The organism is Pseudonocardia sp. (assembly GCF_035305885.1).
Lineage (GTDB): Bacteria > Actinomycetota > Actinomycetes > Mycobacteriales > Pseudonocardiaceae > Pseudonocardia.
This window is the reverse complement of record NZ_DATGOP010000115.1, coordinates 305,184-328,200: the sequence shown is the minus strand read 5'-3', so window position 1 is coordinate 328,200 and position 23,017 is coordinate 305,184. Positions and strand designations below refer to the sequence as shown.

The 23,017-nt window shown below is 74.5% G+C and carries 26 protein-coding genes and 1 tRNA gene; 16 read left to right on the top strand and 11 right to left on the bottom strand.

Annotated features, from left to right (window positions below; all coding sequences use genetic code 11):
- The first annotated feature begins 251 nt into the window (after positions 1 to 251).
- Positions 252 to 452 carry a helix-turn-helix domain-containing protein gene (locus VKZ81_RS26205; protein WP_324244348.1) on the top strand — a complete coding sequence of 67 codons (201 nt, stop codon included), beginning with the start codon at positions 252 to 254 and terminating at the stop codon, positions 450 to 452.
- Positions 453 to 459: 7 nt separating this feature from the next.
- On the opposite strand, the gene VKZ81_RS26200 is transcribed toward VKZ81_RS26205, so the two are convergent.
- On the bottom strand, positions 460 to 1,428 hold the full coding sequence (locus tag VKZ81_RS26200) for a helix-turn-helix transcriptional regulator (protein ID WP_324244347.1): 969 nt from the start codon (positions 1,426 to 1,428) through the stop codon (positions 460 to 462).
- Positions 1,429 to 1,527: 99 nt separating this feature from the next.
- Between VKZ81_RS26200 and VKZ81_RS26195 the strand changes: the two genes are divergently transcribed.
- The 4 genes from VKZ81_RS26195 (at position 1,528) to VKZ81_RS26180 (ending at position 4,882) form a co-directional block, all read left to right on the top strand.
- Positions 1,528 to 1,923: a RidA family protein gene (locus VKZ81_RS26195; RefSeq protein WP_324244346.1), complete on the top strand. Its 396-nt coding sequence runs from the start codon at positions 1,528 to 1,530 to the stop codon at positions 1,921 to 1,923.
- On the top strand, positions 1,920 to 2,414 hold the full coding sequence (locus tag VKZ81_RS26190; RefSeq protein WP_324244345.1) for a DUF488 domain-containing protein: 495 nt from the start codon (positions 1,920 to 1,922) through the stop codon (positions 2,412 to 2,414). The genes VKZ81_RS26195 and VKZ81_RS26190 overlap by 4 nt, the downstream gene beginning before the upstream one ends.
- Positions 2,415 to 2,539: 125 nt before the next feature.
- Positions 2,540 to 3,664 carry a sulfite oxidase gene (locus VKZ81_RS26185; RefSeq protein ID WP_324244344.1) on the top strand — a complete coding sequence of 375 codons (1,125 nt, stop codon included), beginning with the start codon at positions 2,540 to 2,542 and terminating at the stop codon, positions 3,662 to 3,664.
- A gap of 84 nt (positions 3,665 to 3,748) precedes the next feature.
- Positions 3,749 to 4,882 (top strand): alpha/beta fold hydrolase, encoded by a 1,134-nt coding sequence (locus tag VKZ81_RS26180; protein ID WP_324244343.1) that lies wholly within the window; start codon positions 3,749 to 3,751, stop codon positions 4,880 to 4,882.
- A gap of 63 nt (positions 4,883 to 4,945) precedes the next feature.
- Here VKZ81_RS26180 and VKZ81_RS26175 read toward each other — a convergent pair whose 3' ends face one another.
- Positions 4,946 to 5,779 (bottom strand): SDR family NAD(P)-dependent oxidoreductase, encoded by an 834-nt coding sequence (locus VKZ81_RS26175; protein ID WP_324244342.1) that lies wholly within the window; start codon positions 5,777 to 5,779, stop codon positions 4,946 to 4,948.
- 83 nt (positions 5,780 to 5,862) lie between these two features.
- Here VKZ81_RS26175 and VKZ81_RS26170 point away from each other — a divergent pair, with 83 nt between their 5' ends.
- On the top strand, positions 5,863 to 6,762 hold the full coding sequence (locus tag VKZ81_RS26170; protein WP_324244341.1) for a LysR family transcriptional regulator: 900 nt from the start codon (positions 5,863 to 5,865) through the stop codon (positions 6,760 to 6,762).
- On the opposite strand, the gene VKZ81_RS26165 is transcribed toward VKZ81_RS26170, so the two are convergent.
- Entirely contained in the window at positions 6,735 to 6,968 is a 234-nt protein-coding gene (locus tag VKZ81_RS26165) for an MBL fold metallo-hydrolase (RefSeq protein ID WP_324244340.1), read from the bottom strand. The genes VKZ81_RS26170 and VKZ81_RS26165 overlap by 28 nt on opposite strands.
- A gap of 246 nt (positions 6,969 to 7,214) precedes the next feature.
- Positions 7,215 to 7,286, bottom strand: a tRNA-Thr gene (locus tag VKZ81_RS26160).
- Between the two features lie 95 nt (positions 7,287 to 7,381).
- On the opposite strand from VKZ81_RS26160, the gene VKZ81_RS26155 reads away from it, so the two are divergent.
- Genes VKZ81_RS26155 through otsB form a run of 3 tightly spaced genes read left to right on the top strand, consistent with a single transcriptional unit; the run spans position 7,382 to position 11,008 of the window.
- Entirely contained in the window at positions 7,382 to 8,794 is a 1,413-nt protein-coding gene (locus VKZ81_RS26155) for a threonine/serine exporter family protein (protein ID WP_324244339.1), read from the top strand.
- A 31-nt stretch (positions 8,795 to 8,825) separates the two neighbouring features.
- Positions 8,826 to 10,253 (top strand): alpha,alpha-trehalose-phosphate synthase (UDP-forming), encoded by a 1,428-nt coding sequence (locus VKZ81_RS26150; protein WP_324244338.1) that lies wholly within the window; start codon positions 8,826 to 8,828, stop codon positions 10,251 to 10,253.
- A complete protein-coding gene (gene otsB, locus VKZ81_RS26145; RefSeq protein WP_324244337.1) occupies positions 10,250 to 11,008 on the top strand; it encodes a trehalose-phosphatase in 759 nt (252 codons plus the stop codon). The genes VKZ81_RS26150 and otsB overlap by 4 nt, the downstream gene beginning before the upstream one ends.
- Here the strand turns inward: otsB and VKZ81_RS26140 are convergent, their stop codons facing one another.
- Positions 11,009 to 11,404, bottom strand: coding sequence for a DUF3291 domain-containing protein (locus VKZ81_RS26140; RefSeq protein WP_324244336.1), 396 nt, complete (start codon positions 11,402 to 11,404; stop codon positions 11,009 to 11,011). It abuts the gene before it with no gap.
- 86 nt (positions 11,405 to 11,490) lie between these two features.
- Here VKZ81_RS26140 and VKZ81_RS26135 point away from each other — a divergent pair, with 86 nt between their 5' ends.
- Positions 11,491 to 12,048, top strand: a complete 558-nt coding sequence (locus VKZ81_RS26135; RefSeq protein ID WP_324244335.1) for a TetR/AcrR family transcriptional regulator — start codon at positions 11,491 to 11,493, stop codon at positions 12,046 to 12,048.
- Positions 12,049 to 12,148: 100 nt separating this feature from the next.
- Here VKZ81_RS26135 and VKZ81_RS26130 read toward each other — a convergent pair whose 3' ends face one another.
- Complete coding sequence (locus VKZ81_RS26130; protein WP_324244334.1) at positions 12,149 to 13,252, bottom strand: LacI family DNA-binding transcriptional regulator; 1,104 nt, start codon at positions 13,250 to 13,252, stop codon at positions 12,149 to 12,151.
- A gap of 132 nt (positions 13,253 to 13,384) precedes the next feature.
- On the opposite strand from VKZ81_RS26130, the gene VKZ81_RS26125 reads away from it, so the two are divergent.
- Genes VKZ81_RS26125 through VKZ81_RS26115 form a run of 3 tightly spaced genes read left to right on the top strand, consistent with a single transcriptional unit; the run spans position 13,385 to position 16,070 of the window.
- Positions 13,385 to 14,368 (top strand): metal ABC transporter solute-binding protein, Zn/Mn family, encoded by a 984-nt coding sequence (locus VKZ81_RS26125; protein ID WP_324244333.1) that lies wholly within the window; start codon positions 13,385 to 13,387, stop codon positions 14,366 to 14,368.
- Positions 14,368 to 15,219 carry a metal ABC transporter ATP-binding protein gene (locus VKZ81_RS26120; protein ID WP_414709473.1) on the top strand — a complete coding sequence of 284 codons (852 nt, stop codon included), beginning with the start codon at positions 14,368 to 14,370 and terminating at the stop codon, positions 15,217 to 15,219. Before VKZ81_RS26125 ends, VKZ81_RS26120 begins: the two co-directional genes overlap by 1 nt.
- A complete protein-coding gene (locus VKZ81_RS26115) occupies positions 15,216 to 16,070 on the top strand; it encodes a metal ABC transporter permease (protein WP_324244331.1) in 855 nt (284 codons plus the stop codon). Before VKZ81_RS26120 ends, VKZ81_RS26115 begins: the two co-directional genes overlap by 4 nt.
- Before the next feature lies 1 nt (position 16,071).
- Here the strand turns inward: VKZ81_RS26115 and rlmB are convergent, their stop codons facing one another.
- Positions 16,072 to 17,046 carry a 23S rRNA (guanosine(2251)-2'-O)-methyltransferase RlmB gene (gene rlmB, locus VKZ81_RS26110; protein ID WP_324244330.1) on the bottom strand — a complete coding sequence of 325 codons (975 nt, stop codon included), beginning with the start codon at positions 17,044 to 17,046 and terminating at the stop codon, positions 16,072 to 16,074.
- Complete coding sequence (gene cysS / locus VKZ81_RS26105; protein WP_324244329.1) at positions 17,047 to 18,438, bottom strand: cysteine--tRNA ligase; 1,392 nt, start codon at positions 18,436 to 18,438, stop codon at positions 17,047 to 17,049. It abuts the gene before it with no gap.
- Between the two features lie 92 nt (positions 18,439 to 18,530).
- On the opposite strand from cysS, the gene VKZ81_RS26100 reads away from it, so the two are divergent.
- Complete coding sequence (locus VKZ81_RS26100; protein WP_324244328.1) at positions 18,531 to 18,950, top strand: VOC family protein; 420 nt, start codon at positions 18,531 to 18,533, stop codon at positions 18,948 to 18,950.
- 6 nt (positions 18,951 to 18,956) lie between these two features.
- On the opposite strand, the gene ispF is transcribed toward VKZ81_RS26100, so the two are convergent.
- The 3 genes from ispF to VKZ81_RS26085 are packed head-to-tail and all read right to left on the bottom strand — an operon-like array spanning position 18,957 to position 20,613.
- The gene (gene ispF / locus VKZ81_RS26095) at positions 18,957 to 19,424 is read right to left on the bottom strand and encodes a 2-C-methyl-D-erythritol 2,4-cyclodiphosphate synthase (protein ID WP_324244327.1); all 468 of its coding nucleotides are present in this window, start codon (positions 19,422 to 19,424) and stop codon (positions 18,957 to 18,959) included.
- Positions 19,421 to 20,086, bottom strand: a complete 666-nt coding sequence (locus tag VKZ81_RS26090; protein WP_324244326.1) for an IspD/TarI family cytidylyltransferase — start codon at positions 20,084 to 20,086, stop codon at positions 19,421 to 19,423. The genes ispF and VKZ81_RS26090 overlap by 4 nt, the downstream gene beginning before the upstream one ends.
- 35 nt (positions 20,087 to 20,121) lie before the next feature.
- The gene (locus VKZ81_RS26085; protein ID WP_075953662.1) at positions 20,122 to 20,613 is read right to left on the bottom strand and encodes a CarD family transcriptional regulator; all 492 of its coding nucleotides are present in this window, start codon (positions 20,611 to 20,613) and stop codon (positions 20,122 to 20,124) included.
- Positions 20,614 to 20,910: 297 nt separating this feature from the next.
- Here VKZ81_RS26085 and VKZ81_RS26080 point away from each other — a divergent pair, with 297 nt between their 5' ends.
- Together VKZ81_RS26080 and radA are read left to right on the top strand one after the other, a co-directional pair.
- The gene (locus VKZ81_RS26080; RefSeq protein ID WP_324244325.1) at positions 20,911 to 21,639 is read left to right on the top strand and encodes a copper chaperone PCu(A)C domain-containing protein; all 729 of its coding nucleotides are present in this window, start codon (positions 20,911 to 20,913) and stop codon (positions 21,637 to 21,639) included.
- Positions 21,640 to 22,998, top strand: coding sequence for a DNA repair protein RadA (gene radA, locus VKZ81_RS26075; RefSeq protein WP_324244324.1), 1,359 nt, complete (start codon positions 21,640 to 21,642; stop codon positions 22,996 to 22,998).
- Positions 22,999 to 23,017 lie beyond the last annotated feature (19 nt).

The following is a 23,017-nucleotide window of genomic DNA, read 5'->3' as shown; positions in this document are numbered from 1 at the left end:
CGGTAGCGGCCCGACCGCTCGTGGAACACCACCGACGCCCGCCCCTGCGACCGCGCGATCTCCACCCGCGCCTGCGCCTCGTCCGGCGCCTCACCCATCGCGAACCCGCCCCCCGGCACCTCGGTCATCCAGAACGCCATGTTCGAGAGCGTATCGAACATTCAACAGTGTTGCACAGTATCTCGTGGATAAATCCAGTCGATGACCAGGAACAACTACCAGGGACGGGGACCTCTACCTAGCGTCGAGCTGTGGCTCGCCGTCCCCTGATCACCACCAGGGACCTCGCGCGCCATCTCCAGGTGCATCCCGAGACCGTCCGGGAATGGGTGCGCACCGGCCGCATCACCCCGACCGCCGTCACCCCGGGCGGGCAGTTCCGCTTCGACCTCGACGACGTCCTCCGCCAGCTCGGCCAGCCCCGCAGGCGCCCGGACCCCGAGGACGCCTGAGCCGGGCTCAGCGCGCGGCCGCGTACCGGGCCGCGATCGCGGCGGCGCGGTCGTGCAGGGCGGCGCGCAGCCGGTCCGGCGCGAGCACCTCGACGTCCGCGCCGAGCTGCCACACCGCCCACTCCGCGTGCCGGTGGTCCTGGAACGCGACCTCGAGCCGCAGCAGGCCGCCCGCCTCCGCCTCCTCGGAACGGACGGCGACCGCGGTGCGCACGAGGTCGTCCCGGCGGTCCGGGGCGACCCGGGCCAGCACGACGATCTGCTCGCCGCCGCTGCGGAACCGCGCGCTGCGCTCCCGCCAGGCCCGCTCCAGGTCGACGTCGTCCGGCCGCTCGGCCGGCTCGGCGAGCTCCTCGGCCGCCAGCACCCGCGACAGCCGGTAGGTGCGGTCCGCGCCGGACCGCGTGGCGAGGAGATAGCCGAGGCCGCGCGCGGTGACCAGCCCGATCGGGTCCACCGTGCGCCACCACGGCACCTGGTCGGCCGCCGCGTAGTGGATGCGCAGCTTGTGCCCGGCGAACACCGCGCGCCGGACCTCGGCCAGCACGTCGTCGGGGATCTCGTCGGTGACCAGCCGGCGCGCGAGCAGATCGGTCTCCGGCTCGACCAGGATCCGGCCGGCCGCCTCGCTCGCCCGTCGGCTGTTCGGCAGCGCGTCGACCACCTTGAGCATCGCCGACGACAACGCCGGGCCGAGCCCGAACACCTGCGCGCCGCGCCGGGACCCGGCGATCATCAGCGCGAGCACCTCGTCGTGGTTCAGGCCGGTGAGCTCGGTGCGGAAGCCGGGGAGCAACGCGTACCCGCCGTGCCGCCCGCGTTCGGAGTAGACCGGCACGCCCGCCGTGGACAGCGCCTCGATGTCGCGCAGCACGGTGCGGGTGGACACCTCCAGCTCCCGCGCCAGCCGCCCCGCCGTCATCCGGCCGTGCCGGCGCAGCAGCAGGACCAGCGAGACCAGCCGGTCGGCACGCACCCGTCGAACCCTATCCGGATATGCGACGGAGGTTGTCGCGATTCCGCGACAGGCTCCCGATCGACAGCGAATCCCGATCGACGAGGAGCCGATGTGGCGATGGAGCGGACGGCCGTGAACCCCGTGACGTGGTCGGTGGCCATGGGCTTCCACCAAGGGGAGCTCGTCTGCGGGCACACGCGGACCCTGTACTGCTCGGGGCAGACCGCGACGGGGCCCGACGGCACGCCCCGGCACGAGGGCGACATGGCCGCGCAGCTGGCGCTGAGCCTCGACAACCTGGAGGCGGTGCTCACCGGGGCCGGCATGACGCTTGCGAACCTCGTCCGGCTCGGCGTCCACACCACCGACGTGGACCTGCTGCTGACGCATTACGGCGTGCTGGCCGGGCGGCTGGGCGCCGCGGGGGTCGCCCCGGCCACCACCCTGCTCGGGGTGACCCGGCTGGCGGTCCCGGGGCTGCTGGTCGAGATCGACGGCACCGCCGTCGCGTGATCGCGGTGCCCCACCTGGTGACGATCGGCGTCTACGGGTTCGACGCCGAGTCCTTCCTCGACCGCCTGCGCCGGGCGGACGTCCGCCTGCTGGTCGACGTGCGCCAACGCCGGGGCGTCCGCGGTCCCGAGTACGCCTGGGCGAACTCCCGGCGGCTGCAGGCGGCGCTCGCCCGGGCCGGGATCGCCTACGCGCACCACCGCGAGCTCGCCCCGACCACCGAGCTGCGCAAGCTCCAGTACGCCGAGGACGCCCGCCTCGGGGTCGGCAAGCGCTCACGCCGGGCGCTCGCCGTCGCGTACACCCGCCGCTACACCACCGAGATCCTCGACCGCGCCGACCTCGCGCCGCTCGCCGCGGCCCTGCCGAGCAGCGGGACCGCGGCGCTGCTCTGCGTCGAACGCGACCCCGAGGCCTGCCACCGCTCGCTGATCGCCCGGCGGCTGGCGGAACGGCACGGGGTCGCGGTCGAGCACCTGCTCCCGCGGTGACGTCGGCTCCCGCGTGGGCGGCGACGTGGGCCAGGACGGCCGGTCCGGAGGCCGACCCGCGGTTGACCGGGTCGCAGCGCGATGGGATAAAGCCCTCGCCACCGGCCGGTGAGAGGGGCGGGCCCATGACGTCCACGTCCGAAGCCGCGTTCGCGGCCCGCAGCAGGCCCTCGCGGCTCCTGGAGCCCGGGGCCGCGGTCACGCGCGAGGAGCTGCAGCTCGCGGCCCGCAACCACGGGCTCCCGCTGGAGATGCTGTGCGAGGAGCTGACCCCGCCGGGGCTGCACTACGTCCTCACCCACTTCGACATCCCGCGCATCGATCCCGCGGCGTGGCGCCTGGAGATCGGCGGGGCCCTCGCGCGGCCGGTCACGCTCGACCTCGCCGACCTCACCCGGCTGCCCCGCCGCAGCGTCCGCGTCACGCTCGAGTGCGCCGGGAACGGCCGCGCCCGCCTCGACCCGCGCCCGGAGAGCCAGCCGTGGCTCGTGGAGGCCGTGGGCACCGCGGAGTGGACCGGCACCCCGCTCGCGCCGCTGCTGCATTCCGCGGGGCTGTCCGACGCGGCGCGGGACGTCGTGTTCACCGGCGCCGACCACGGCGTCGAACGCGGCGTGGAGCAGGACTACCAGCGCGGCCTGCCGCTGGTCGACGCGCTGGCCGAGGACGTGCTCATCGCGTACGAGATGAACAGCGCCCCGCTGCCGCCCCAGCACGGGTACCCCGCCCGCCTGGTGGTCCCCGGCTGGTACGGCATGGCGCACGTCAAGTGGCTGACCAGGATCGACGTGATCACCGAGCCGTTCACCGGGTACCAGAACCGGGTGAACTACCGGGTCCGCGTGCGGCAGGGGGAGGAGCCGGGCGAGCCGGTCACCCGCATCGAGCCGCGGGCGCTGCTGCAGCCGCCCGGGTTCCCCGACTTCATGACCCGCCACCGGTTCGTCCACCCGGGCCGGGTGCCCCTGCGGGGCAGGGCGTGGTCGGGGTGGGGGCCGATCACCGGGGTCGAGGTCAGCGCTGACGGCGGCGACACCTGGCAGGAGGCGCAGCTCGGGCCGGAGGCGAGCGGCCGGTGGGCGTGGCGGCGGTTCAGCGCCGTGTGGGACGCGCGGCCCGGCGACCACGAGCTCTGCGTCCGCGCCCGCGACGCGACCGGCCGGCTCCAGCCCCTGCGGACCCGGTGGAACGTGAGCGGGTTCGTCAACAACGAGGTGCAGCGGGTGCCGGTCACCGTGCTGGACGCCTGAGGCGCCTACGTCGTTCGCCCACTTTCGGGGGAGCGACCACCCGGCTCGCCCCGCCGCCGCCCCCGCTGCGGTAGAAGGGCGGCGATGACGGAAGAGGGGACCGGGATGCCGTCCTCGCGCGGGCGGCGACGGCGGGTCGGTCGCGCCACGGCGTTCGTGGCCGGGGGCGTGGTCGTCCTGCTCGGGGTGCTCGCCGGCGGGTACGTGCACCAGAACGTCACCTGGCTCCGTCGAGGGCTGGAGGCCGTCGCCGAGAGCGGGTTCGTCGAGAAGCACGCCACGGTGGACGGGCAGCGGATCGCCTATGCGGAAGGCCCGGACAACGGCCCACCGCTCGTGCTGATCCACGGTCAGGGCAGCCGGTGGCAGGACCACATGCGCGTCCTGCCGGAGCTGGCGGAGGACCACCACGTGTTCGCCGTCGACGTCCCGGGGCACGGGGCCTCCGACCGCCTCGCCCCGGAGCGCTACTCGAACGTCGTCGTCGGCGACCTGCTCGCCGGGTTCGTCGACCAGGTCGTCGGGTCGCCTGCGATCGTGTCCGGCCACTCCTCCGGCGGCCTGCTGGCGCTGCACATCGCTGCTGCGCACCCCGAGCTGGTCACCGGGCTGTTCCTCGAGGACCCGCCGCTGTTCTCCTCGCAGATGCCCCGGCTGACGAGCACCGTCGGCGGCGGCATGCTCGTGCTCGCCGACCGGTACCTCGCGGCCGGTGCGCCGGACGGGGACTTCCAGCAGTACTTCCTGCGGCACGGCGACTACTTCGAGTTCTTCGGCCCGCTCGCCGGGCCGATCGCCCGCGACGCCCTCCGGCGGGCTCGCGAGCGCCCCGGCGAGCCGGTCCAGCCGTTCTACCTGCCAGGTGAGGTCACCGTGTTCTTCCACGGCCTCGTGCGCTACGACCCCGCGTTCGGCGCCGCCTGGGTGCGCGACGGCGGACGGTGGTACGCCGGCTTCGACACCGAGGCGGCGCTCCGGTCCGTCCGCGTGCCGACCACCTTGTTGCACACCAACTACTTCGAATCGCGCGACGGGACCGCCTACGACGACTCCGGGACCCTGCGGGCGGCCATGGACTCCGCCGACGTCCAGCGCGCCCTCGCGCTCCTGCCGCCCGACACCCGGCTCGTCCAGGTCGCGTCCGGCCACCTGGTGCACTTCGAGCAGGCCCGGACCTACACCGAGGCCCTCCGCGAGCTCTCCGCTCGCGTCCGCTGAGCGATCCGGTTCGCGTCGGTGAAGACCACCTGAGCCGTGCCCGCCGTCTCGGGGTCTCCTCCGTCAGCGAACCGCGGCCTCCGGCTCGAACGCCGACAGCGCGACGTCCTGCCAGCGCTCCCACTCGGCGATCCGCGCCATGTGCTCTGCACGCACCGCCTCGAAGGGCTTGCCGAAGAAGACCCGCAGCGGCGGCTCCTCGGCGTCGACGACGGCGAACAGCGCGGGCACCGTGGCCACCGGATCCCCGACCTCGAAGGTGTCGACATCCTCCCGGAGCCGGTCGTAGGCGGCGATGGGCTTGCTCTGCCGGGAGCCGACCTCCAGCCAACCCGTGCGGTACGGGCCGGGCTCGATGTTCGTCACCCGGATACCCAGGTCGCGCACCTCCTTGGCCAGCGACTCGCTCAGCCCTTCCAGCGCCCACTTCGACGCGTGGTAGGCGCCGATGCCGGCGTAGGCCCGGACGCCGCCCTCGCTCGTGACGTTCACCAGGTGCCCGCCGCCCTGCTCGCGCATGATCGGCAACGCGGCCTGCAGGGCCCAGAGCGCGCCGAAGAAGTTGGTCTCCATCTGGTCGCGGATCTCGGCCTCGGCGAGCTCCTCGACGGCGCCGAAGTGCCCGTAGCCCGCGTTGTTGAGCACGATGTCCAGCCGGCCGAACCGGTCGGCGGCCCGGCGAAGCGCGTCGAACACCGCGTTCCGATCGGTCACCTCGAGCTGGAGCGGGAGCAGCGCCTCGCCGTGGGTCGCGACGAGGTCGTCGAGGGAGTGCGGATCTCGCGCAGTGGCGGCGACCAGGTCGCCGCGCTGGAGGATCGCCTCGGTCCAGAGGCGGCCGAAGCCCCGCGACGCGCCGGTGACGAACCAGACCTTCGTGCTGTTGCGCTCCGTCATGCCCTCAGGCTGCGCCGGGCCGAGGTGTGCGACAAGCGATGCTTTTGCAAGCATGCCATGAGCAAACCGCATACGTTGCGGACATGGCCGAGATGACGCTCGCCGGGTTCCGCGTCGTGCACGAGGTCGCGGGGCAGGGTTCGTTCAGCGCGGCAGCGATCTCCTTGGGCTACACGCAGTCCGCGGTGTCCCGTCAGGTCGCGGCCATGGAGCACGCGGCCGGTACCGCCCTGTTCGAGCGCCTCCCCCGTGGGGTGCGACCGACGGCGGCGGGAGAGGTCCTGGTCCGGCGGGCGGCACGGATCCTCGGCGAGGTCGACGGTGCGTTGGAGGAGGTCTCCGGCGTCCGAGACCGGCTCGCCGGGCGCATGGTGGTCGCCGGTTTCCCCACCGCCGCCGCGGTGCTGCTGCCGCGCGCGATCGCGCTGCTCGGGCAGCGGCACCCCGATCTCCAGGTGGAGTTGCAGGAGGCGGCGAGCCCGGTCCAGCTCCGCCGGCTGCGGGCGGGTCGGATCGAGGTCGCGTTGCTGGCCACGGGGGATGTGGTGCCGGAGCGGGACCTGGTCGGACTGCGCCACGAGGTCGTGGTGATCCCGCGCGGCCCCGGCATCGCCGTTGCGGTCGGCCACAGGCTGGCCGACCGGGAGTTCGCCACCGTCGCCGATCTGGCCGACGAGACCTGGATCGTGGGGACCGGACCGGCGGGCGAGCCGCAGTTCGGGCCGTGGCCGGGGCTCGACCGGCCTCGGATCGGCTACGCGGTGCGGAACTGGCCCACCCGGTTCGGGCTGGTCGCCGCCGGCCTGGGCATCACCCGGGTCCCGGGGCTCGCGGCGGACTCCGTCCCGGCCGGCGTGCGCTGGCTCCCCGTCCGCGATCCGGCCGTGAGCGGGTCGCTCGAGGTCGCCACCGCGGAATCGCGTTCGGCGGCCGCGCAGGCGGTGGTTCGGGCCGTTCACTCCGTGGCGTCGCGAATGGTGTAGCGACCGGGTGCGTGGGCGCCGTGGCCGTGGGTGATGTACACGGCGACCAGTCGGCGGCCGTGGTCGCGGATCCAGTCGATCAGGCGCTCGTTCCGGTCGGTCGTCGGGAAGGTGTCGACGAGCACGGCCTCCTCGTCGCCCCAGACGAGCGTCGCGGCGTTCGCCACCCAGCGCCGGCCGTCGTGGCCGGCGGGGAGGTCACGCACGACGCCCTCGCGGCGCTCGATCCGTGTGTCGCACTGCGGTGTGCTCGGCCATCTTCGGCACTCCGTCCCTTCCGATCGAGGCGGCCGTCGCGCCGCGGGGCACGCCGCCGCTCGAGTCACCCGACTCGATGGGATCGGGGCGAGTCGCAGACGCACGAAAGCCCCGCCGGCGACCGGTGGTCACCGTCGGGGCCGTCGAGGGGTGAGGGCGTCCGAGCGGAATGCCTTCCGCTGGTCAGGACGCGGAGCCGGAGGTCGGGATCGAACCGACGACCTACCGCTTACAAGGCGGTTGCTCTACCACTGAGCTACACCGGCCGGTACCGCGCCATCCTAGTCGCGAGATCCCCGGTCACACCTACCCTGGGCGACATGCCGCAGTCGATCGCCACCACCGGGGGCGGGTTCCCCCGATGACGCCTGGCGAACGGTTCACCCGTCGGGTCCGCAGCGCGCTCAGGCGCGAGGCGCACGGCCTGCTGCACGCCGGCCCACCGACGATGCAGCTGATGCGGCCGCTCGGTCCGAGCGTGCCGGACGACGCCCGCGTGCAGCAGGTGCTCGACCTGTGCATGCGCGTGGGCGAAGTGCTTCTCTCCAGCGGCGAGAGCGTGGACGAGACGACGCAGACGATGCTGCGGCTGGCCTCGTCCGCCGGGCTCTCCGCGGTCGACGTGGACATCACGTTCAGCTCGATCACGATGTGCTGCCACCGGGGCATGGCGGCCGCCCCGGTGACGTCGATGCGGCTGGTCCGCTACCGATCGCTCGACCTCACGCGGCTCGAGGAGGTCTCGAAGATCGTCGAGCGGGTGGAGCGGGCCGAGCTGGACGTCGAGTCGGCGTCGGCCGCGCTCTCCGACGCCGTCAGCGCCCCGCACCCGTACCCGCGGTGGGTCGCGACGGCCGGGTGGGCGGGGCTCGCGGGGTCGGTCGCGCTGCTCCTCGGCGCCGCACCGATCACCGCGCTGGCCGCGTTCCTCGTCACGGGGCTCATCGACCGGCTGGGCCGGCTGCTCAACCGGTGGGGGCTGCCCGCGTTCTTCCGGCAGGTGGTCGGCGGGCTGGTCGGCACCGGCGCGACGTTGATCCTCTTCGCGGCGGGGTTCATCCCGCCGGGCACCCGGCCCTCGCTGGTGGTCGCGGCGAGCATCACGGTGCTGCTGTCGGGGCTGTCGGTCGTGAGCACCGTCCAGGACGCGATCTCCAGCTACTACGTCACGGCCGCGGGCCGGATGATGGAGATCGGGCTGCTCTCCGCGGGCCTGCTCACCGGCGTCGTGCTGGCGCTGAAGATCGGTTTCGAGTTCGGGGTCGTGCTCGAGGTGGCCGGCGAGCTGCCCAGGAGCGCGGGGCGGTTCGGTCTGTCCGTCCTCGCGGCGGCGCTGGCCGCGGCCTCGTTCTCGCTCGCCGGCTACGCGCGCTGGCGGCCGCTGCTCGCCGCGGGTCTCGCCGGCGCGGCCGGGTGGGGCACGTACGGGACGCTCACCCAGGTCTTCGCGGTCGGCCCGGTGGCGGCCACCGGGGCCGCGGCGATCATCATCGGCATCGCCACCGGCCTGCTGCGGCGCGGCGGCGGCATCTCGCCGCTCGTCGTCACGCTCGCGGGCATCACCCCGCTGCTGCCGGGGTTCACCGCCTACCGCGGCTTCTACCAGCTCGCCGTCGAAGGGCTCGCCGACGGGCTGGTCACCGTCACGGTCGCGCTCGGCATCGGCCTCGCGCTCGCCGCGGGCGTCGCGCTCGGTGACTTCGTGGCCCGCCCGCGCCGCCCGACTCCTTCCTCCGCGTCCGAATCGGCGCCACCCGAGCCCGACCGGCAGTAGGCTCGTACGCGCTGATCGCACGAGGAGGAACATGCCGTCAGGCACCGAGCAGTCCGCCGATTTCGTGGTCGTGGCCAACCGGCTGCCCGTCGATCTGGAGAAACTGCCCGACGGGTCACAACGCTGGAAGCGCAGCCCGGGTGGCCTGGTCACCGCGCTCGAACCGATGCTCCGCAGCCGGGACGGCGCATGGGTGGGCTGGCCGGGCCTCCCCGACGTCGACGTCGAACCGCTCGTCGAGGACGGGCTCTACCTGCACCCCGTGCGCCTGTCCGCGAAGGACGTCGAGGAGTACTACGAGGGCTTCTCCAACGCCACGCTGTGGCCCCTCTACCACGATGTGGTCGCCCCGCCCGCGTTCCACCGCCACTGGTGGCAGACCTACGTCCGGGTCAACCAGCGGTTCGCCGAGGTCACAGCGGAGGTCGCCGCGGAGGGCGCCACGGTCTGGGTCCAGGACTACCAGCTCCAGCTGCTGCCGGCGGCGCTGCGCGAGCTGCGACCCGACCTGCGGATCGGGTTCTTCCTGCACATCCCCTTCCCGCCCACCGAGCTGTTCATGCAGCTCCCGTGGCGCAGGCGCATCGTGGAGGGCCTGCTCGGCGCCGACCTCGTCGGCTTCCACACCCCCGGCGGCGCCCGCAACTTCCGCTGGCTCGCCACGCGGCTGGCCGGCGCCACGCCGGGGCACGGGCGCACCGAGGTCGTCTTCGAAGGGCGCACGGTCAAGCTCGGCGCGTTCCCCATCTCGATCGACTCGGGCAACCTCGACCGGCTGTCGCGCACCCCCGAGGTGCTCGAGCGCGCCAAGCAGATCCGCTCCGAGCTGGGCGACCCGGAGCGGATCGTGCTCGGTGTGGACCGGCTCGACTACACCAAGGGCATCGACGTCCGGCTGCGCGCCTTCGAGGAGCTGCTCGAAGAGGGCCGGGTCAGCGCCGAGGACACGGTGATGATCCAGCTCGCCACGCCGAGCCGGGAACGGGTCGAGCACTACCAGAAGATGCGGGCCGACATCGAGCAGGCGGTCGGCCGCATCAACGGCGAGTACGCCCGCGTCGGGCACCCCGCGGTGCACTACCTGCACCAGTCGCTGCCCCGCGAGGAGCTGGTCGCGTTCTTCGTCGCGGCCGACGTCATGCTCGTCACGCCGCTGCGCGACGGGATGAACCTCGTCGCGAAGGAGTACGTCGCGTGCCGCCACGACGGCGGGGGCGCCCTGGTGCTGTCGGAGTTCGCGGGCGCCGCGCTGGAGCTCAAGGACGCGCTGCTGGTCAACCCGCACGACACGGACGGCGTCAAGAACGCGCTCTACCACGCGCTCACCATGCCGTCGGAGGAGGGCCGCAGGCGGATGCGGGCGCTGCGCAGGCAGGTGCTCACCCACGACGTCGACCGCTGGGCGCGCACGTTCCTCGACGCGCTGGGCCTCCCGCCGTCCGACGGGGAGGGGCGGTGACCGACCTGCAGGCGGCCGTCGAGGCGCTCGCCCGGGTGCCCCGCCTTCTCGTCGCCCTCGACTTCGACGGGGTGCTCGCCCCGATCGTGCCGGTCCCGTCGGACGCCCGGCCGCTCCCGGAGAGCGCGGCCGCCATCGACGAGCTGGCGTCCCTGCCCGACACCACGGTGGCGCTGCTCTCGGGCCGCGGGCGGGCCGACCTCGCCGCCGTCTCCGGCTTCGGCGACCCGGTCCGGCTCATCGGCAGCCACGGCAGCGAGCTCGACGACGGCTCCTCCCCGCTCGACGACGAGCAGCGCCGGCGCCTCGAGCGCCTGACCGCCGGGTTGCGCGAGCTCGTCGACGGGGAGCCGGGGGTCGCCCTCGAGGCCAAGCCGACGGGCGTCGCCGTGCACGTCCGCAACGCGCCGCCCGAGGTCGGCGCCCGCGTGCTCGACGCCGTGCGGGCCGGGCCGGCCACGTGGGAGGGCGTCGAGAGCACCCCGGGCAAGGCCGTGCTCGACCTGTCCGTCGCGCGGATGGACAAGGGCGCCGCCCTCGAGCTGCTGCGCGAGCGCGAGGCCGCCGACGCCGTGCTGTTCGCCGGCGACGACGTCACCGACGAGACCGCGTTCGCCCGCCTGCGCCCCGGCGACGTCGGGGTCAAGGTCGGCCCCGGCGACACCGCCGCCGAGCACCGGGTGGACGCGCCGCCCGACGTCACCGCGCTGCTGCGGCAGCTGGTCGAGGCCCGCAAGCGCCGGTTCACGAGCTGATCACGTGCGGTCGGCGGCGGCCAGCCGGCGGTCTGCCTCCTCCCAGCCCAGGGGCAGCGACCCCGCGGGCGCCGTCCAGAACCGGAAGGCCGACTCCGCCATCGCCGCCCGCTGCCGGCGCATCACCGACCGGTGCGGCTCGCCGCGCACGGCCGCGTCCAGCGCCGCCCGGTCCCGCCAGGCGCTCAGGGTGGCGAACTCCCGGCGCAGGGGGTGGGCGACCAGCGAGACGCCGACCGCACCCTCGGCCTTGCGCATCTGCGCCAGCACACGCATGGAGTCGACGAAGAACGGCAGGACGTGGCGGAAGCCGCGCACGCGGAAGCGGGAGGCCATCACGACGACCTCGCTCGTCGGCGGGGCGTCGGAGACGGGGATCCAGGGCAGGGCGGGCACGGGCGACTCCTCATCGGTCTTGTCACTGACAAGATGCCCGCGATCGACCATCTTGTCAATGGCAAGACCTCGGGTAGGGTGGGCGGATGCCCTACCACCACGGTGACCTGCGTCGCGCCCTGCTGGACACCGCGCTCGAGGCCATCGGAGAGCAGGGACCCGCCGCGGTGAGCCTGCGCGAGGTCGCGCGGCGGGCGGGCGTGTCGCACGCCGCACCGACCCACCACTTCCGCGACAAGACCGCGCTGCTCACCGCGATCGCCGCCGAGGGGTGGTCGCTGCTGGCCGACGCGCTGCGCGAGGCGGCCGCGAGCGGGGGCGACTTCGCCGACCTCGGCGTCGCCTACGTCGTGTTCGCCACGTCGCACCCCGCGCACTTCGCCGTGATGCGGGCGCCCGGGCTCACCCGCGCCGACGACCCCGAGCTCGAGGCCGCGATGGAGCGGGCACGCACCGAGCTGCGCTCCGGCGTCGAGCGGTTCGAGGCGGGCAGCACGCGCGACGCCGACACGACCGCGCTCGCCGCGTGGTCGCTGGTGCACGGCCTCGCGACCCTGATCCTCGAGGGTGCCGTGCCGCTCAAGACGGACGCGGACATCACCGAGGTGGCCCGTGCGGTGACCGCCCGGCTGCGCCCTCCGTGAACCGCGGGCCCGCCGGATCCGGGAGCCCACCCGCGATCCGACGAGCGGCGCGTCCGTCGGAACCCGTCCGACGAACGCGCCGTTCGCCGGAATCGGGCGCTCACCAGCCGGAGAAGAAGCGTTCCTCCACGCGGGGGCGGCCGCTCGTGGTGCCGACCACCAGCTCGGTGGGCAGCGTGATCTGGCGCGGCCGGTTGCGGTCGCCGCGCTCGAGCAGCAGCTCCCCGGCCACCCGCCCCTTCTCGCGCACGGGCTGGCGCACCGTGGTGAGCCCTGCGCGCTCGGCCTCGGGCACGCCGTCGAACCCGGTGATCGTGAGTTGGTCGGGGACGGCGAGGTCGCGCTCGGCGGCATGCCGCAGCGCGCCGAGGGCGAGGATGTCGGACGTGCAGACCAGGGCGGTGACGTCCGGGTGGGCGGCGAGCAGCTCGGCCGCCGCGTCCTGCCCGGCATCCACGCTGTGGTCGAAGCGCTCGTGGACGGGCACGTCCGCCCAGTCCACGCCCACCTCGGCGAGCCCGTCCCTGATGCCGGCGAGCCGGTTGCGCTGCACCGGGTAGGTCGCGTTCGCCTGCCGCTCGGCGCTGGCCGGGCCGTCGTTGTGCCCGGCCGCGAGCCGCATGCACAACACCCCGAACCGGCGGTGCCCGAGCCCGGTGAGGTGCCGCGTGAGCGCGAGCATCCCCGACCGGTCGTCGACGCCGACCCGGTCGACGCCCTCCACGTTCATCGGCTGGTCGCACACCACCGTGGGGACCGGCCGCTCGAGCACGGCGAGGAAGTGCGGGTCGTCCTCCCGCACCGAGTACACGACGAACCCGTCGACGCCCGCCTGGTGCACCGCCGTGACGTCGGCGTGGTCGGGGCTGACGGGGACCAGCAGCAGCCCTTGGCCCGCCTGCTCGCACGCGAGCGCGAGGCCCTCGAGGAACCCGGTGGCGGCGGGGTCGCGGAACGCGTAGGAGAGCGCCTCGGTGAGCAGCAACCCGACCGCTCCCGCCTTGCGGGTGCGCAGGGAGCGCGCGACCGGGTCGGGCCCTGGGTAGCCGAGGCGTCTCGCCGCCTCGAGCACGCGAGCGCGCAAGGGCGCAGACAGCTGGTCAGGACGGTTGTAGGCGTTCGAGACCGTCGTCCGCGACACGCCGAGTTCGGCTGCCAGCGAGGCGAGAGTCGCGGGACGGCGGACGTTGGGAGGCCCGGCCATCGTCGAACCGTAACGGTTCAGACACTCGGCGGGGAAGTCGTGTGAGATGGCCCTCCGTCCCGGCGTCACCCGACCGGCTACAGTGAATGACAACGGTTATCACTTTGATCCAGACCCGGGAGAGCATCCGCCATGCCGTTCCGCCGCGCAGCCGTCAGCGTGCTCGCCGTGCTCACCGTCGCGGGCTGCGGCTCCGGCGCCCAGGCCCCCGCCGACACACCCGCCGACGACGCGGCGCTGCCGGTCGTCGCCTCCACGAACGTCTACGGCAGCATCGTCGAGGCCGTCGGCGGCGACCGGGTCAGCGTCGAGTCGCTGATCGACGACCCCTCCGCCGACCCGCACTCGTACGAGAGCACCCCCGCGGACGCCGCGGCGGTCGCCAAGGCGCGCCTCGTCGTGGTCAACGGCGGCGGGTACGACGAATTCCTCACCCAGCTCGTCGAGTCGTCGGGGACCGGGCCCGCGGTGGTCGAGGCCGCCGCCCTGTCCGGCCTCGACCCCGCCGAGGACGGCCACCCGGAGGAGGAGCACGCGGCGGGCGAGCCCGGGCACGACGGGCACGAGCACGGCGCGTTCAACGAGCACCTCTGGTACAGCCTGCCCACCGTGCAGAAGGTCGCCACGCAGATCGCCACCGACCTCGCCGCCGCCGACCCCGACGGCGCCGCCCGGTACACGGCCAACGCGGCGGCGTTCAACCAGCGGGTGGCCGAGCTGATCGGCAGGGCCGAGGCCATCGGCCGGGCGCACCCGGGCGCCCGCGTCGCCGTCACCGAGCCGGTGCCGGGCTACCTCGTGGAGGCGGCCGGGCTCACCGACGTCACGCCGCACGAGTTCACGGAGGCGATCGAGGAGGACAGCGACCCGCCGATCGCCGTGCTCCAGGAGACGCTCGCCCTGTTCTCCGGCCAGGCGGTGCGCGCGCTCGTCGTCAACGCCCAGACCGAGACCCCCAGTACCGACCAGGTGCGGGAGGCGGCGCAGACTGCAGGGGTGCCCGTCGTCGAGATGACCGAGACCCTCCCCGAGGGCGTCACGGACTACACCACGTGGATGGGCGCGCAGATCGACGCCCTGGCCGGCGCCCTCGGCGCAGCGTCGTCGGGGAGCTGATGCCCGTGACCGCCCCTCCCACCACGCCCGCGGACGTCTCGGCGCTGCCCGTCGCCGCGCCCGCGGTGTCGCTGCGCGGCGCGAAGGTCAGCTTCGGCGACCGCACCCTGTGGGACGGGCTCGACCTCGACGTCGCCCCGGGCGAATTCGTCACGGTCCTCGGCCCCAACGGGTCCGGCAAGACCACGCTCGTGCGCGTGCTGCTCGGGCTGGTCCCGCTCACCGCGGGCGAGGTGCGGATCGCCGGCAGGCCGCCGCGCCGCGGCAGCCCCAGCATCGGCTACGTCCCCCAGCAGAAGGCCCTCGACCCCGACCTGCCGCTGCGCGGCCGCGACCTCGTCGGGCTGGGGCTCGACGGCCACCGGTTCGGCATCGGGTTCCGCGGCAGGCGGGAGCGCCGCGAGCGCGTCGAGGCCGCCCTCGCCGCGGTCGGCGGCACCGCATACGCCGACGCGCCCGTCGGGCGGCTCTCCGGGGGCGAGCAGCAGCGGCTGCGGGTGGCGCAGGCCCTCGTCGGCGGGCCGGACGTGCTGCTGTGCGACGAGCCGCTGCTCTCGCTCGACCTGTCCCACCAGCGCACGGTCACCCGGCTCATCGACGAGCGCCGCCGCGCCGCGGGCACGGCGGTGCTGTTCGTGACCCACGAGATCAACCCCGTGCTCCCGTACGTCGACCGCGTGCTCTACCTCGTCGGCGGCCGCTTCCGGATCGGCCCGCCGGAGGAGGTCATGACCTCCGAGGTGCTCTCCGAGCTGTACGGCACGCACGTGGACGTCCTGCGCGTGCGCGGCCGGCTGGTCGTCGTCGGCGCCGAGGACCACGGTGAGCACTGCCACGAGGAGTCGGCATGAGCGACCTCCTCGGCGAGCTGTTCTCCTTCGAAGGCCTCGGCGAGCTGCTCGCGGTGCCCTTCGTGCAGGCCGCGCTGCTCGCGTGCGCGGTGCTCGGGCTGATCGCGGGCGTGCTCGCGCCGCTGATCGTCTCCCGGGGCATGTCGTTCGCCGTGCACGGCACCGCGGAGCTGTCGTTCACCGGCGGGGCCGCCGCGCTGCTGGCCGGCATCGGCGTGCAGTACGGCGCGGTCGCGGGCGCGATCGTCGCGTCCGTGGTGTTCGGGGTGCTCGGGCTGCGCCAGCGCGAGCGCGACGCGGTGATCGGGGTGGTGCTCGCGTTCGGGCTCGGCCTCGGCGTGCTCCTGCTCTCGCTCTACGACGGGCGGGCCTCGAACAAGTTCGGCCTGCTCTACGGCTCGCCGGTCGCGGTCGACACGGCCGACGTCACCGTGCTCGGGGTCGTCACGGTGCTGGTCGCGGCCACCCTCGCCGTGCTGTACCGGCCGCTGTTGTTCGCCAGCACCGACCCCGACGTCGCCCTCGCCCGGGGCGTCCCGGTCCGGGCGCTGTCGATCGTGTTCGCCGTGCTGGTCGGGCTCACCACGGCGCTCGTGGTGCCGATCGTCGGGGCGATCCTCGTGCTCACGGTGATGATCACACCGGGGGCGGCGGCCGCGCGGGTGACCGCGAACCCGCTGCTCGCCACGGTGCTGGCCGTCGCGTTCGCCGAGACCGCGCTGCTCGGCGGGATCGTGCTCTCGCTCGCGCCCGGCCAGCCCGTCTCGGGCTACGTGGCCCTCATCGCCTTCCTGATCTACGTCGCCTGCCGGGCGATCGGCAGCAGGCGCCGCCGCCCGGTCGCGGCCTGACTCAGAGGCGGCGCGCCCGGCGCTGGCGGGCCACCTCGGCCAGCACCACGCCGGCCGCCACCGAGGCGTTGAGCGACTCGACCTGCCCGGCGAGCGGGATCGCGACCGTGACGTCGCAGGTCTCCCGGACCAGGCGGGACAGGCCCTTGCCCTCCGAGCCGACCACGAGCACGAGCGGGTCGGTGGCGAGCTCGAACTCGTCGAGCGACACCGAACCCTCGGCGTCCAGGCCCGCGATCATGTAGCCGGCCGTGGCGAACTCGCGCAGCGTGCGGGTGAGGTTGGTGGCGCGGGCCACCGGGACGCGGGCAGCGGTGCCCGCCGAGGTGCGCCACGCGACGGCCGTCATGCCGGCGGCCCGCCGTTGCGGCAGGACCACGCCGTGCCCACCGAACGCCCCGACCGAGCGCACGATGGCGCCCAGGTTGCGCGGGTCGGTGACGCCGTCGAGCGCCACGATCAGGCCCGGGTCGACGGACTCGGCGGCCGCCTCGAGCAGCTCGTCGGGGTGGGCGTACTCGTACGGCGGCACCTGCAACGCGAGGCCCTGGTGCAGCACGCCGCCGGTGATCCGATCGAGGTCGGTGCGGGGCACCTCCAGGATCGAGACGCCGCGGTCGGCGGCGAGCTGGACGGCCTCGGCCACCCGCTCGTCGGCGTGCGTGCCCAGCGCGACGTGCAGCGAGGTGGCCGGCACCCCGGCCCGCAGGCACTCGACGACCGGGTTGCGGCCGACGACGGTCTCCGGGGTCTCGCCGTCGCCGGGACGGCGCCGGGCGCGTGCGGCCTGCTTGGCCTTCGCCGCCGCGGCGCGGGCCGCGCGCTGGGCCGCCGGATGGCCGGGCCGCATCTCCGCGGGCGGCGTCGGACCCTTGCCCCGCAGGCCACGCCGCCGCTGGCCGCCGGAGCCGACGACCATGCCCTTCTTGGTGCCTTCCTTGCGCGTGGCTCCGCGGCGTTTGGAGTTGCCGGCCATCTATCCGTCCTTCAGCGACCAGGTCGGGCCATCGGGGGAGTCCTCCACCGCGATGCCCGCGGCGGTGAGCCGGTTGCGCACCTCGTCGGCCGCCGCGAAGTCGCGGCGGGCGCGCGCCTCCTGGCGCTGGGCCAGCAGCTCCTCCACGAGCGCGGTGAGCGCGTGGGTGGCGGCGTCGGCCGCGCGGTCGCCCTCCACCCAGTGCGGGTCGAGCGGGTCGAGCCCGAGCAGGCCGGTCATCGCCCGCACGGAGCCGGCCGCGGCCAGCGCGGCCGCCCGGTCGCCGCTGTCGAGCGCGGCGTTGCCCTCCCGCACGGCGCCGTGGATGACGGCGAGCGCGGCCGGGGTGCCCAGGTCGTCGTCCATCGCGGCCGCGAACTCGGGCGCCACGGCGCCCGGCTCCGGGGTGCCCACGCGCTCGCGCACGCGGTGCACGAACGACTCGATGCGCCGGTAGGCCGACACAGCCTCCTGCAGGGCGTTGTCGGAGTACTCGATGGCGGAGCGGTAGTGCGGCCCGACCAGGTAGTAGCGCAGCTCGACGCCCCGCACGCGCTGCAGCAACGCCTCGATCGACAGCGTGTTGCCCAGCGACTTGGACATCTTCTCGCCGCCCATGGTCACCCAGGCGTTGTGCAGCCAGTACCGGGCGAACGGGTCGCCTGCCGCCATCGACTGCGCGCGCTCGTTCTCGTGGTGCGGGAACACCAGGTCGAGCCCGCCGCCGTGGATGTCGAACTCCGGGCCCAGGTAGAAGGTGGCCATGGCCGAGCACTCCAGGTGCCAGCCCGGCCGGCCCCGCCCCCACGGGGTGGGCCACGACGGCTCGCCCGGCTTCGCGGCCTTCCAGAGCGTGAAGTCCTGCGGGTCGCGCTTCGCCCCGCCGTCGCCCTCGCCCTGCGCGACGTCGTCCACCTTCTGGTGCGACAGCTCGCCGTAGTGCGGGAACGAGCGCACCGCGAAGTACACGTCGCCGCCCGCGGCGTAGGCGTGGCCGCGCTCGATGAGCCGCTCGATCAGCTCGATCATCTGCGTGATGTGCCCGGTGGCGCGCGGCTCGACCGACGCCGGGAGGCAGCCCAGCGCGTCGTAGGCGGCCGAGAACGCCCGCTCGTGGGTGGCGGCCCACTCCCACCACGGGCGGCCCGCCTCCGCGGACTTGCGCAGGATCTTGTCGTCGATGTCGGTGACGTTGCGGACCAGCGCGACGTCCAGCCCGCTGTGGGTGAGCCAGCGCCGCAGCACGTCGTAGTTGAGGCTCGAGCGCACGTGCCCGATGTGCGGCAGGCCCTGCACGGTGGCCCCACACACGTACATCGACGCAGCCCCGGCCCGCAGGGGGACGAAGTCCCGCTGCATCCTCGTGGCGGTGTCGTGCAGGCGAAGGCTCACGACCCCAGGGTACGGAGCCCGTGTGGTGTCCATCGCGCCTGGTGTTCCGTTTCTTCCACGACGAGCGCTCCCGGGGCGCCCACGATGGGCTCATGAGTCACATCACGGCCCTCTACCCGCGGCTCGTCGTCGAGGGCGCCGACGTCGCGCTCGAGTTCTACGCCAGCACGCTCGGCGGCACCGTCACCGAGCGCTTCACCGGCCCGGACGGCCGGGTCGTGCACTCCCTGGTCGAGGCCGGCCCCGCCCGCTTCGCCGTCAAGGACGCGGGCGACGGGGACCCCGCCCCGACCGGCGACGGCGTCCCCGTGATCATGTCGCTCGACGTGTCCGACGCGGACGCGGTGGCCGAGCGCATGCTCGGCGCCGGGGCGACGGTGATCTTCCCGCTCGCCGACCACGGCTACGGCCAGTACGCCGGGCGCCTGCGCGACCCGTTCGGCCACCAGTGGCTGATCAGCCAGCGCATCGAGAACCTCACGCCGGAGCAGATCCAGCAGCGCGTGGGCTGACCGGCCTCAGCCGGCGGGCAGCAGCAGGGCTGTGGCGATCGCGGCCAGGCCCTCGCCCCGTCCGGTGAGCCCGAGGCCGTCGGTGGTGGTCCCGGAGACCGCCACGGGGCCGCCCACCGCGTCGGAGAGGACCTGCTGGGCCTCCGCCCGGCGCGGGCCGATCTTCGGCCGGTCGCCGATGACCTGCACCGCGGCGTTGCCGACGCGCCAACCCTCGGCGTTCACGAGCCGTCGCACCTCCGCGAGCAGGGTGAGCCCGCTCGCCCCCGCCCACTCCGGGCGAGATGTGCCGAACACCGCCCCGACGTCGCCGAGGCCCGCCGCGGACAGCAGCGCGTCGCACAGCGCGTGCGCGGCGACGTCGCCGTCGGAGTGGCCCGCGCACCCGTCCACGCCCTCCCAGCGCAGACCGGCGATCCAGCACTCGCGGCCGGGGGCGATCGGGTGCACGTCCGTGCCGATACCGACCCTCACAGGCGGATCCTCCCGTCCGCGATCAGCTCGGCGATCTCCAGCTCCCACCCGCTGCTCACGGCGAACGCCGCGGGGTGGCCCGCCACGGTCCGCACCTCGCCGCCGGCCACCGCGTGCCGGCGCACCGCCGCGAGGGGGTCGGCCCAGGCATCCGCCGGGAGGAGGGGCCCGCGTACGGCGATCGGGGTCTGCATGACGCGCAGGGCCGCCCGGTCCGGCGTGCCGGTGACGGCGCCGTGATCGTCCACCGACTTCACCGTGTCGGTGAGGGGCAGGGCGGGGACGGCGACGCCGGGGCCGTCCCGAACCGCCCCGAGGACGGCCGTCACGAGCTCGGCGGGTGCGAGCGGCCGGCAGGCGTCGTGCAGCAGCACGACCACGTCATCACCAGATGTGACTCGATCGTCACTTCCCGTGCCGGCCGGTCGTTGCACGGTGTGTGCCCAGAAGTCGTGCAGCGCCGCGAGCGACCGCACCTCGACGGGCACGCCCGCGCACACGCGTTCGACATCCGGGCGCAGGTCGTCCGGCGCGATCACGACGACCCGCTGGGCAGGTGCCCCGGCCAGCAGCGTGCGCACAGCGCGCAGCACCATCGGCACGTCGGCGACGGCTGTCAGCGCGCGAGCGGACCCCGCCACGACCACCGCGACGACGTGCATCGGATGGCCGTCGGAGAGAGGCAGGTCTACCGCGTTCAGGCGGTGGCCGTGGCCAGCACCTCGTCGAGCAGGACCTCGGCCCGCTCCTCATCGGTGCCCTCGGCGAGCGCCAGCTCGCTCACGAGGATCTGCCGCGCCTTCGCCAGCATGCGCTTCTCGCCCGCGGACAGGCCGCGGTCCTTCTCCCGCCGCCACAGGTCGCGAACGACCTCGGCGACCTTGTTCACATCCCCCGAGGCGAGCTTCTCGAGGTTGGCCTTGTACCGGCGCGACCAGTTGGTCGGCTCCTCGGTGTGCGGGGCGCGGAGCACCTCGAACACCCGATCCAGACCTTCCTGGCCCACCACGTCGCGGACGCCGACGACCTCGGCGTTCTCGGCGGGAACACGCACCGTGAGATCACCCTGCGCGACCTTCAGGACGAGGTACTTGCGCTCCTCGCCCTTGATCGTCCGAGTCTCGATGGCCTCGATGAGAGCGGCACCGTGGTGCGGGTAGACGACGGTCTCTCCGACCTTGAAAACCATGTGTCCTCTGCCCCTTTCGCTATCTCCAGGTTAACACGCCCGAACCGGGCTTCGCTCCCCGGTGTGCACCGTCATCGCAGGTCAGGGGATTGACAAAGGGGGAGAAACGTGCAGGTGCGCGTGCAGCGGAGCGAGCGAGGGAGCCGCGACCAGCACCGCTGGGTGTGGCGTTAGGCTTCAGGGTGGTCGCCCCGGCGACCCCCAGCGATCACCGCGGGCACACCCGGTGTCCGCACCCGTCGCGGCGCCGGCCCCCGCTCGGCGCGGTGCCCGGCCACGAGGAAGGACGTCACACCAGTGAGCGACCCCCGCCGCAACCGAGCACGACTCGTCATCGGCGCCCTGATCGCGGCCGTCGCGATCACGGGCTGCGGTGCGGGGCAGATCACGCAGACGGCCCGCCAGGTCGCCGCCGTCGAAGGGGCCAACGCGACCGCGGGTCCGATCGCGGTGCGCAACGCCATGATCGAGTTCGACGAGCCCGCCCACGGCGCCGTCGTCTACCCGGCCGGCGGCAACGCGCCGCTGCAGATGGTCATCGCGAACTCGGGTGCCCAGGTCGACCGCCTGGTGGCCGCCAGCAGCCCGGTCGCCACGTCGGTTCAGGTCAGCGGCGTCCTGCGCATCCCGGGCGGGCAGTCCCTGCGCATCGAGGGCGCGCCGGCCGAGGCCGTGGCCGCGGCGGCGCCCGCCGAGGGCGCGCCCGCCGGCCCGGGCGCCGTGCCCACCGCGGAGCCGACGGCAGAGCCCACGGAGGCACCCGCCGCCGGGGCCCCCGCCGCCGAGGCCCCCGCAGCCGGGGCCGCCCCGGCCGAGCAGCCCGCCGCCGGCGACCCGGCCGCCGCCGTCGAGCAGCCGCCCACCGAGGAGAGCGGCGTCGGCCACATCGTGCTCACCGGACTCCGCGAGGACGTGCAGCCGGGCCTGACCTACCCGCTGGTCCTCACGTTCGAGCGCGCGGGCGAGGTGCGCGTCGACGTCCCGGTCGAGAGCCCCGACACCCTCCGCGCGGAGGCGGCGCACTAGGTGCCCACCCGGACGCGCAGCAGCTACCGCTGCGCCGAGTGCGGGCACCAGGCGGCGCAGTGGGTCGGGCGCTGCCCGGGCTGCCAGGCGTGGGGCACGCTCGAGGAGACCGGACCGGTCGCAGCCGCCCGGCCGCGCCAGCGCGTGGTCGCGGGCGCGCCGAGCGCCCCGGCCCGCCGGATCGCCGACGTCGCGCTCGACTCCGCCCGGGCCCGGCCGACCGGGGTGTCCGAACTGGACCGCGTGCTGGGCGGCGGGCTGGTACCCGGCGCGGTCGTCCTGCTGGCCGGGGAGCCGGGCGTCGGCAAGTCGACGCTCCTGCTCGAGGTCGCCGCCCAGGCGGCGCGGTCGGGCCGCGTGCTGTACGTCACCGGCGAGGAGTCCGCGGGCCAGGTGCGGCTGCGCGCCGAACGCACCGGAGCGGTGCACGACGAGCTCTACCTCGCCGCCGAGTCCGACCTCGGCGCGATCGTCGGCCACATCGACGAGCTGCGCCCCGACCTGCTGATCGTCGACTCCGTGCAGACGATGTCCACCGCCGAGGCCGAGGGCGCCCCGGGCGGCGTCACCCAGACCCGCGCGGTCACCGTGGCCCTCACCGCGCTCGCCAAGGAGCGGGCGCTGCCGGTGCTCCTCGTGGGACATGTCACGAAGGACGGCGGCATCGCGGGCCCGCGCGTGCTGGAGCACGTCGTCGACGTCGTGCTGGCGTTCGAGGGCGACAAGCACTCGACGCTGCGGATGGTGCGCGGCGTCAAGAACCGCTTCGGGCCCGCCGACGAGGTCGGCTGCTTCGAGATGCGCGACGCCGGCATCGTCGGCATGCCGGACCCGTCCGGGCTCTTCCTGGCCCGGTTCGGCGGCCCGCCGGTGCCCGGCACCGCCGTCACCGTCGTCATGGACGGCCGCCGCCCGCTCCCCGCCGAGCTGCAGGCCCTCGTCACGGGCAAGGACATCCCCAGCCCTCGCCGCGCGGTCAGCGGGCTCGACAGCGCCCGCGTGGCGATGCTGCTCGCCGTCCTGGAGAAGCGGGCGGGCGTGCGGCTGCACGACGCCGAGGTCTACGCGGCCACCGTCGGCGGCATGCGCGTGGTCGAGCCCGCGGCCGACCTCGCCCTCGCGCTCGCGATCACGTCGGCGCGCCGGGACGTCGCCCTCCCGCCCGACGTCGTCGTGCTCGGCGAGCTCGGCCTCGCCGGCGAGGTGCGGCGGGTCACGGGCATCGAGCGCAGGCTGGCCGAGGCGGCCCGGCTCGGCTTCACCCACGCGCTCGTGCCGCCCGACAGCGGCAAGGCGCCCGAGGGCATGCGGCTGACCGAGGTGCGCGACGTGGGCGTGGTGCTCGACGCGATCCGGTAGCCCACGCTTCCCGCTCCCG

Excerpts from the sequence above, each read along its gene's own strand:
- VKZ81_RS26195 (WP_324244346.1), top strand. The coding sequence starts at position 1,528 with ATGGAGCGGACGGCCGTGAACCCCGTGACGTGGTCGGTGGCCATGGGC.
- VKZ81_RS26185 (WP_324244344.1), top strand. The coding sequence starts at position 2,540 with ATGACGTCCACGTCCGAAGCCGCGTTCGCGGCCCGCAGCAGGCCCTCG.
- VKZ81_RS26180 (WP_324244343.1), top strand. The coding sequence starts at position 3,749 with ATGACGGAAGAGGGGACCGGGATGCCGTCCTCGCGCGGGCGGCGACGG.
- VKZ81_RS26175 (WP_324244342.1), bottom strand. The coding sequence starts at position 5,779 with ATGACGGAGCGCAACAGCACGAAGGTCTGGTTCGTCACCGGCGCGTCG.
- VKZ81_RS26170 (WP_324244341.1), top strand. The coding sequence starts at position 5,863 with ATGGCCGAGATGACGCTCGCCGGGTTCCGCGTCGTGCACGAGGTCGCG.
- VKZ81_RS26155 (WP_324244339.1), top strand. The coding sequence starts at position 7,382 with ATGACGCCTGGCGAACGGTTCACCCGTCGGGTCCGCAGCGCGCTCAGG.
- VKZ81_RS26150 (WP_324244338.1), top strand. The coding sequence starts at position 8,826 with ATGCCGTCAGGCACCGAGCAGTCCGCCGATTTCGTGGTCGTGGCCAAC.
- VKZ81_RS26135 (WP_324244335.1), top strand. The coding sequence starts at position 11,491 with ATGCCCTACCACCACGGTGACCTGCGTCGCGCCCTGCTGGACACCGCG.
- VKZ81_RS26130 (WP_324244334.1), bottom strand. The coding sequence starts at position 13,252 with ATGGCCGGGCCTCCCAACGTCCGCCGTCCCGCGACTCTCGCCTCGCTG.
- VKZ81_RS26125 (WP_324244333.1), top strand. The coding sequence starts at position 13,385 with ATGCCGTTCCGCCGCGCAGCCGTCAGCGTGCTCGCCGTGCTCACCGTC.
- VKZ81_RS26120 (WP_414709473.1), top strand. The coding sequence starts at position 14,368 with ATGCCCGTGACCGCCCCTCCCACCACGCCCGCGGACGTCTCGGCGCTG.
- VKZ81_RS26115 (WP_324244331.1), top strand. The coding sequence starts at position 15,216 with ATGAGCGACCTCCTCGGCGAGCTGTTCTCCTTCGAAGGCCTCGGCGAG.
- rlmB (WP_324244330.1), bottom strand. The coding sequence starts at position 17,046 with ATGGCCGGCAACTCCAAACGCCGCGGAGCCACGCGCAAGGAAGGCACC.
- VKZ81_RS26100 (WP_324244328.1), top strand. The coding sequence starts at position 18,531 with ATGAGTCACATCACGGCCCTCTACCCGCGGCTCGTCGTCGAGGGCGCC.
- VKZ81_RS26090 (WP_324244326.1), bottom strand. The coding sequence starts at position 20,086 with ATGCACGTCGTCGCGGTGGTCGTGGCGGGGTCCGCTCGCGCGCTGACA.
- VKZ81_RS26085 (WP_075953662.1), bottom strand. The coding sequence starts at position 20,613 with ATGGTTTTCAAGGTCGGAGAGACCGTCGTCTACCCGCACCACGGTGCC.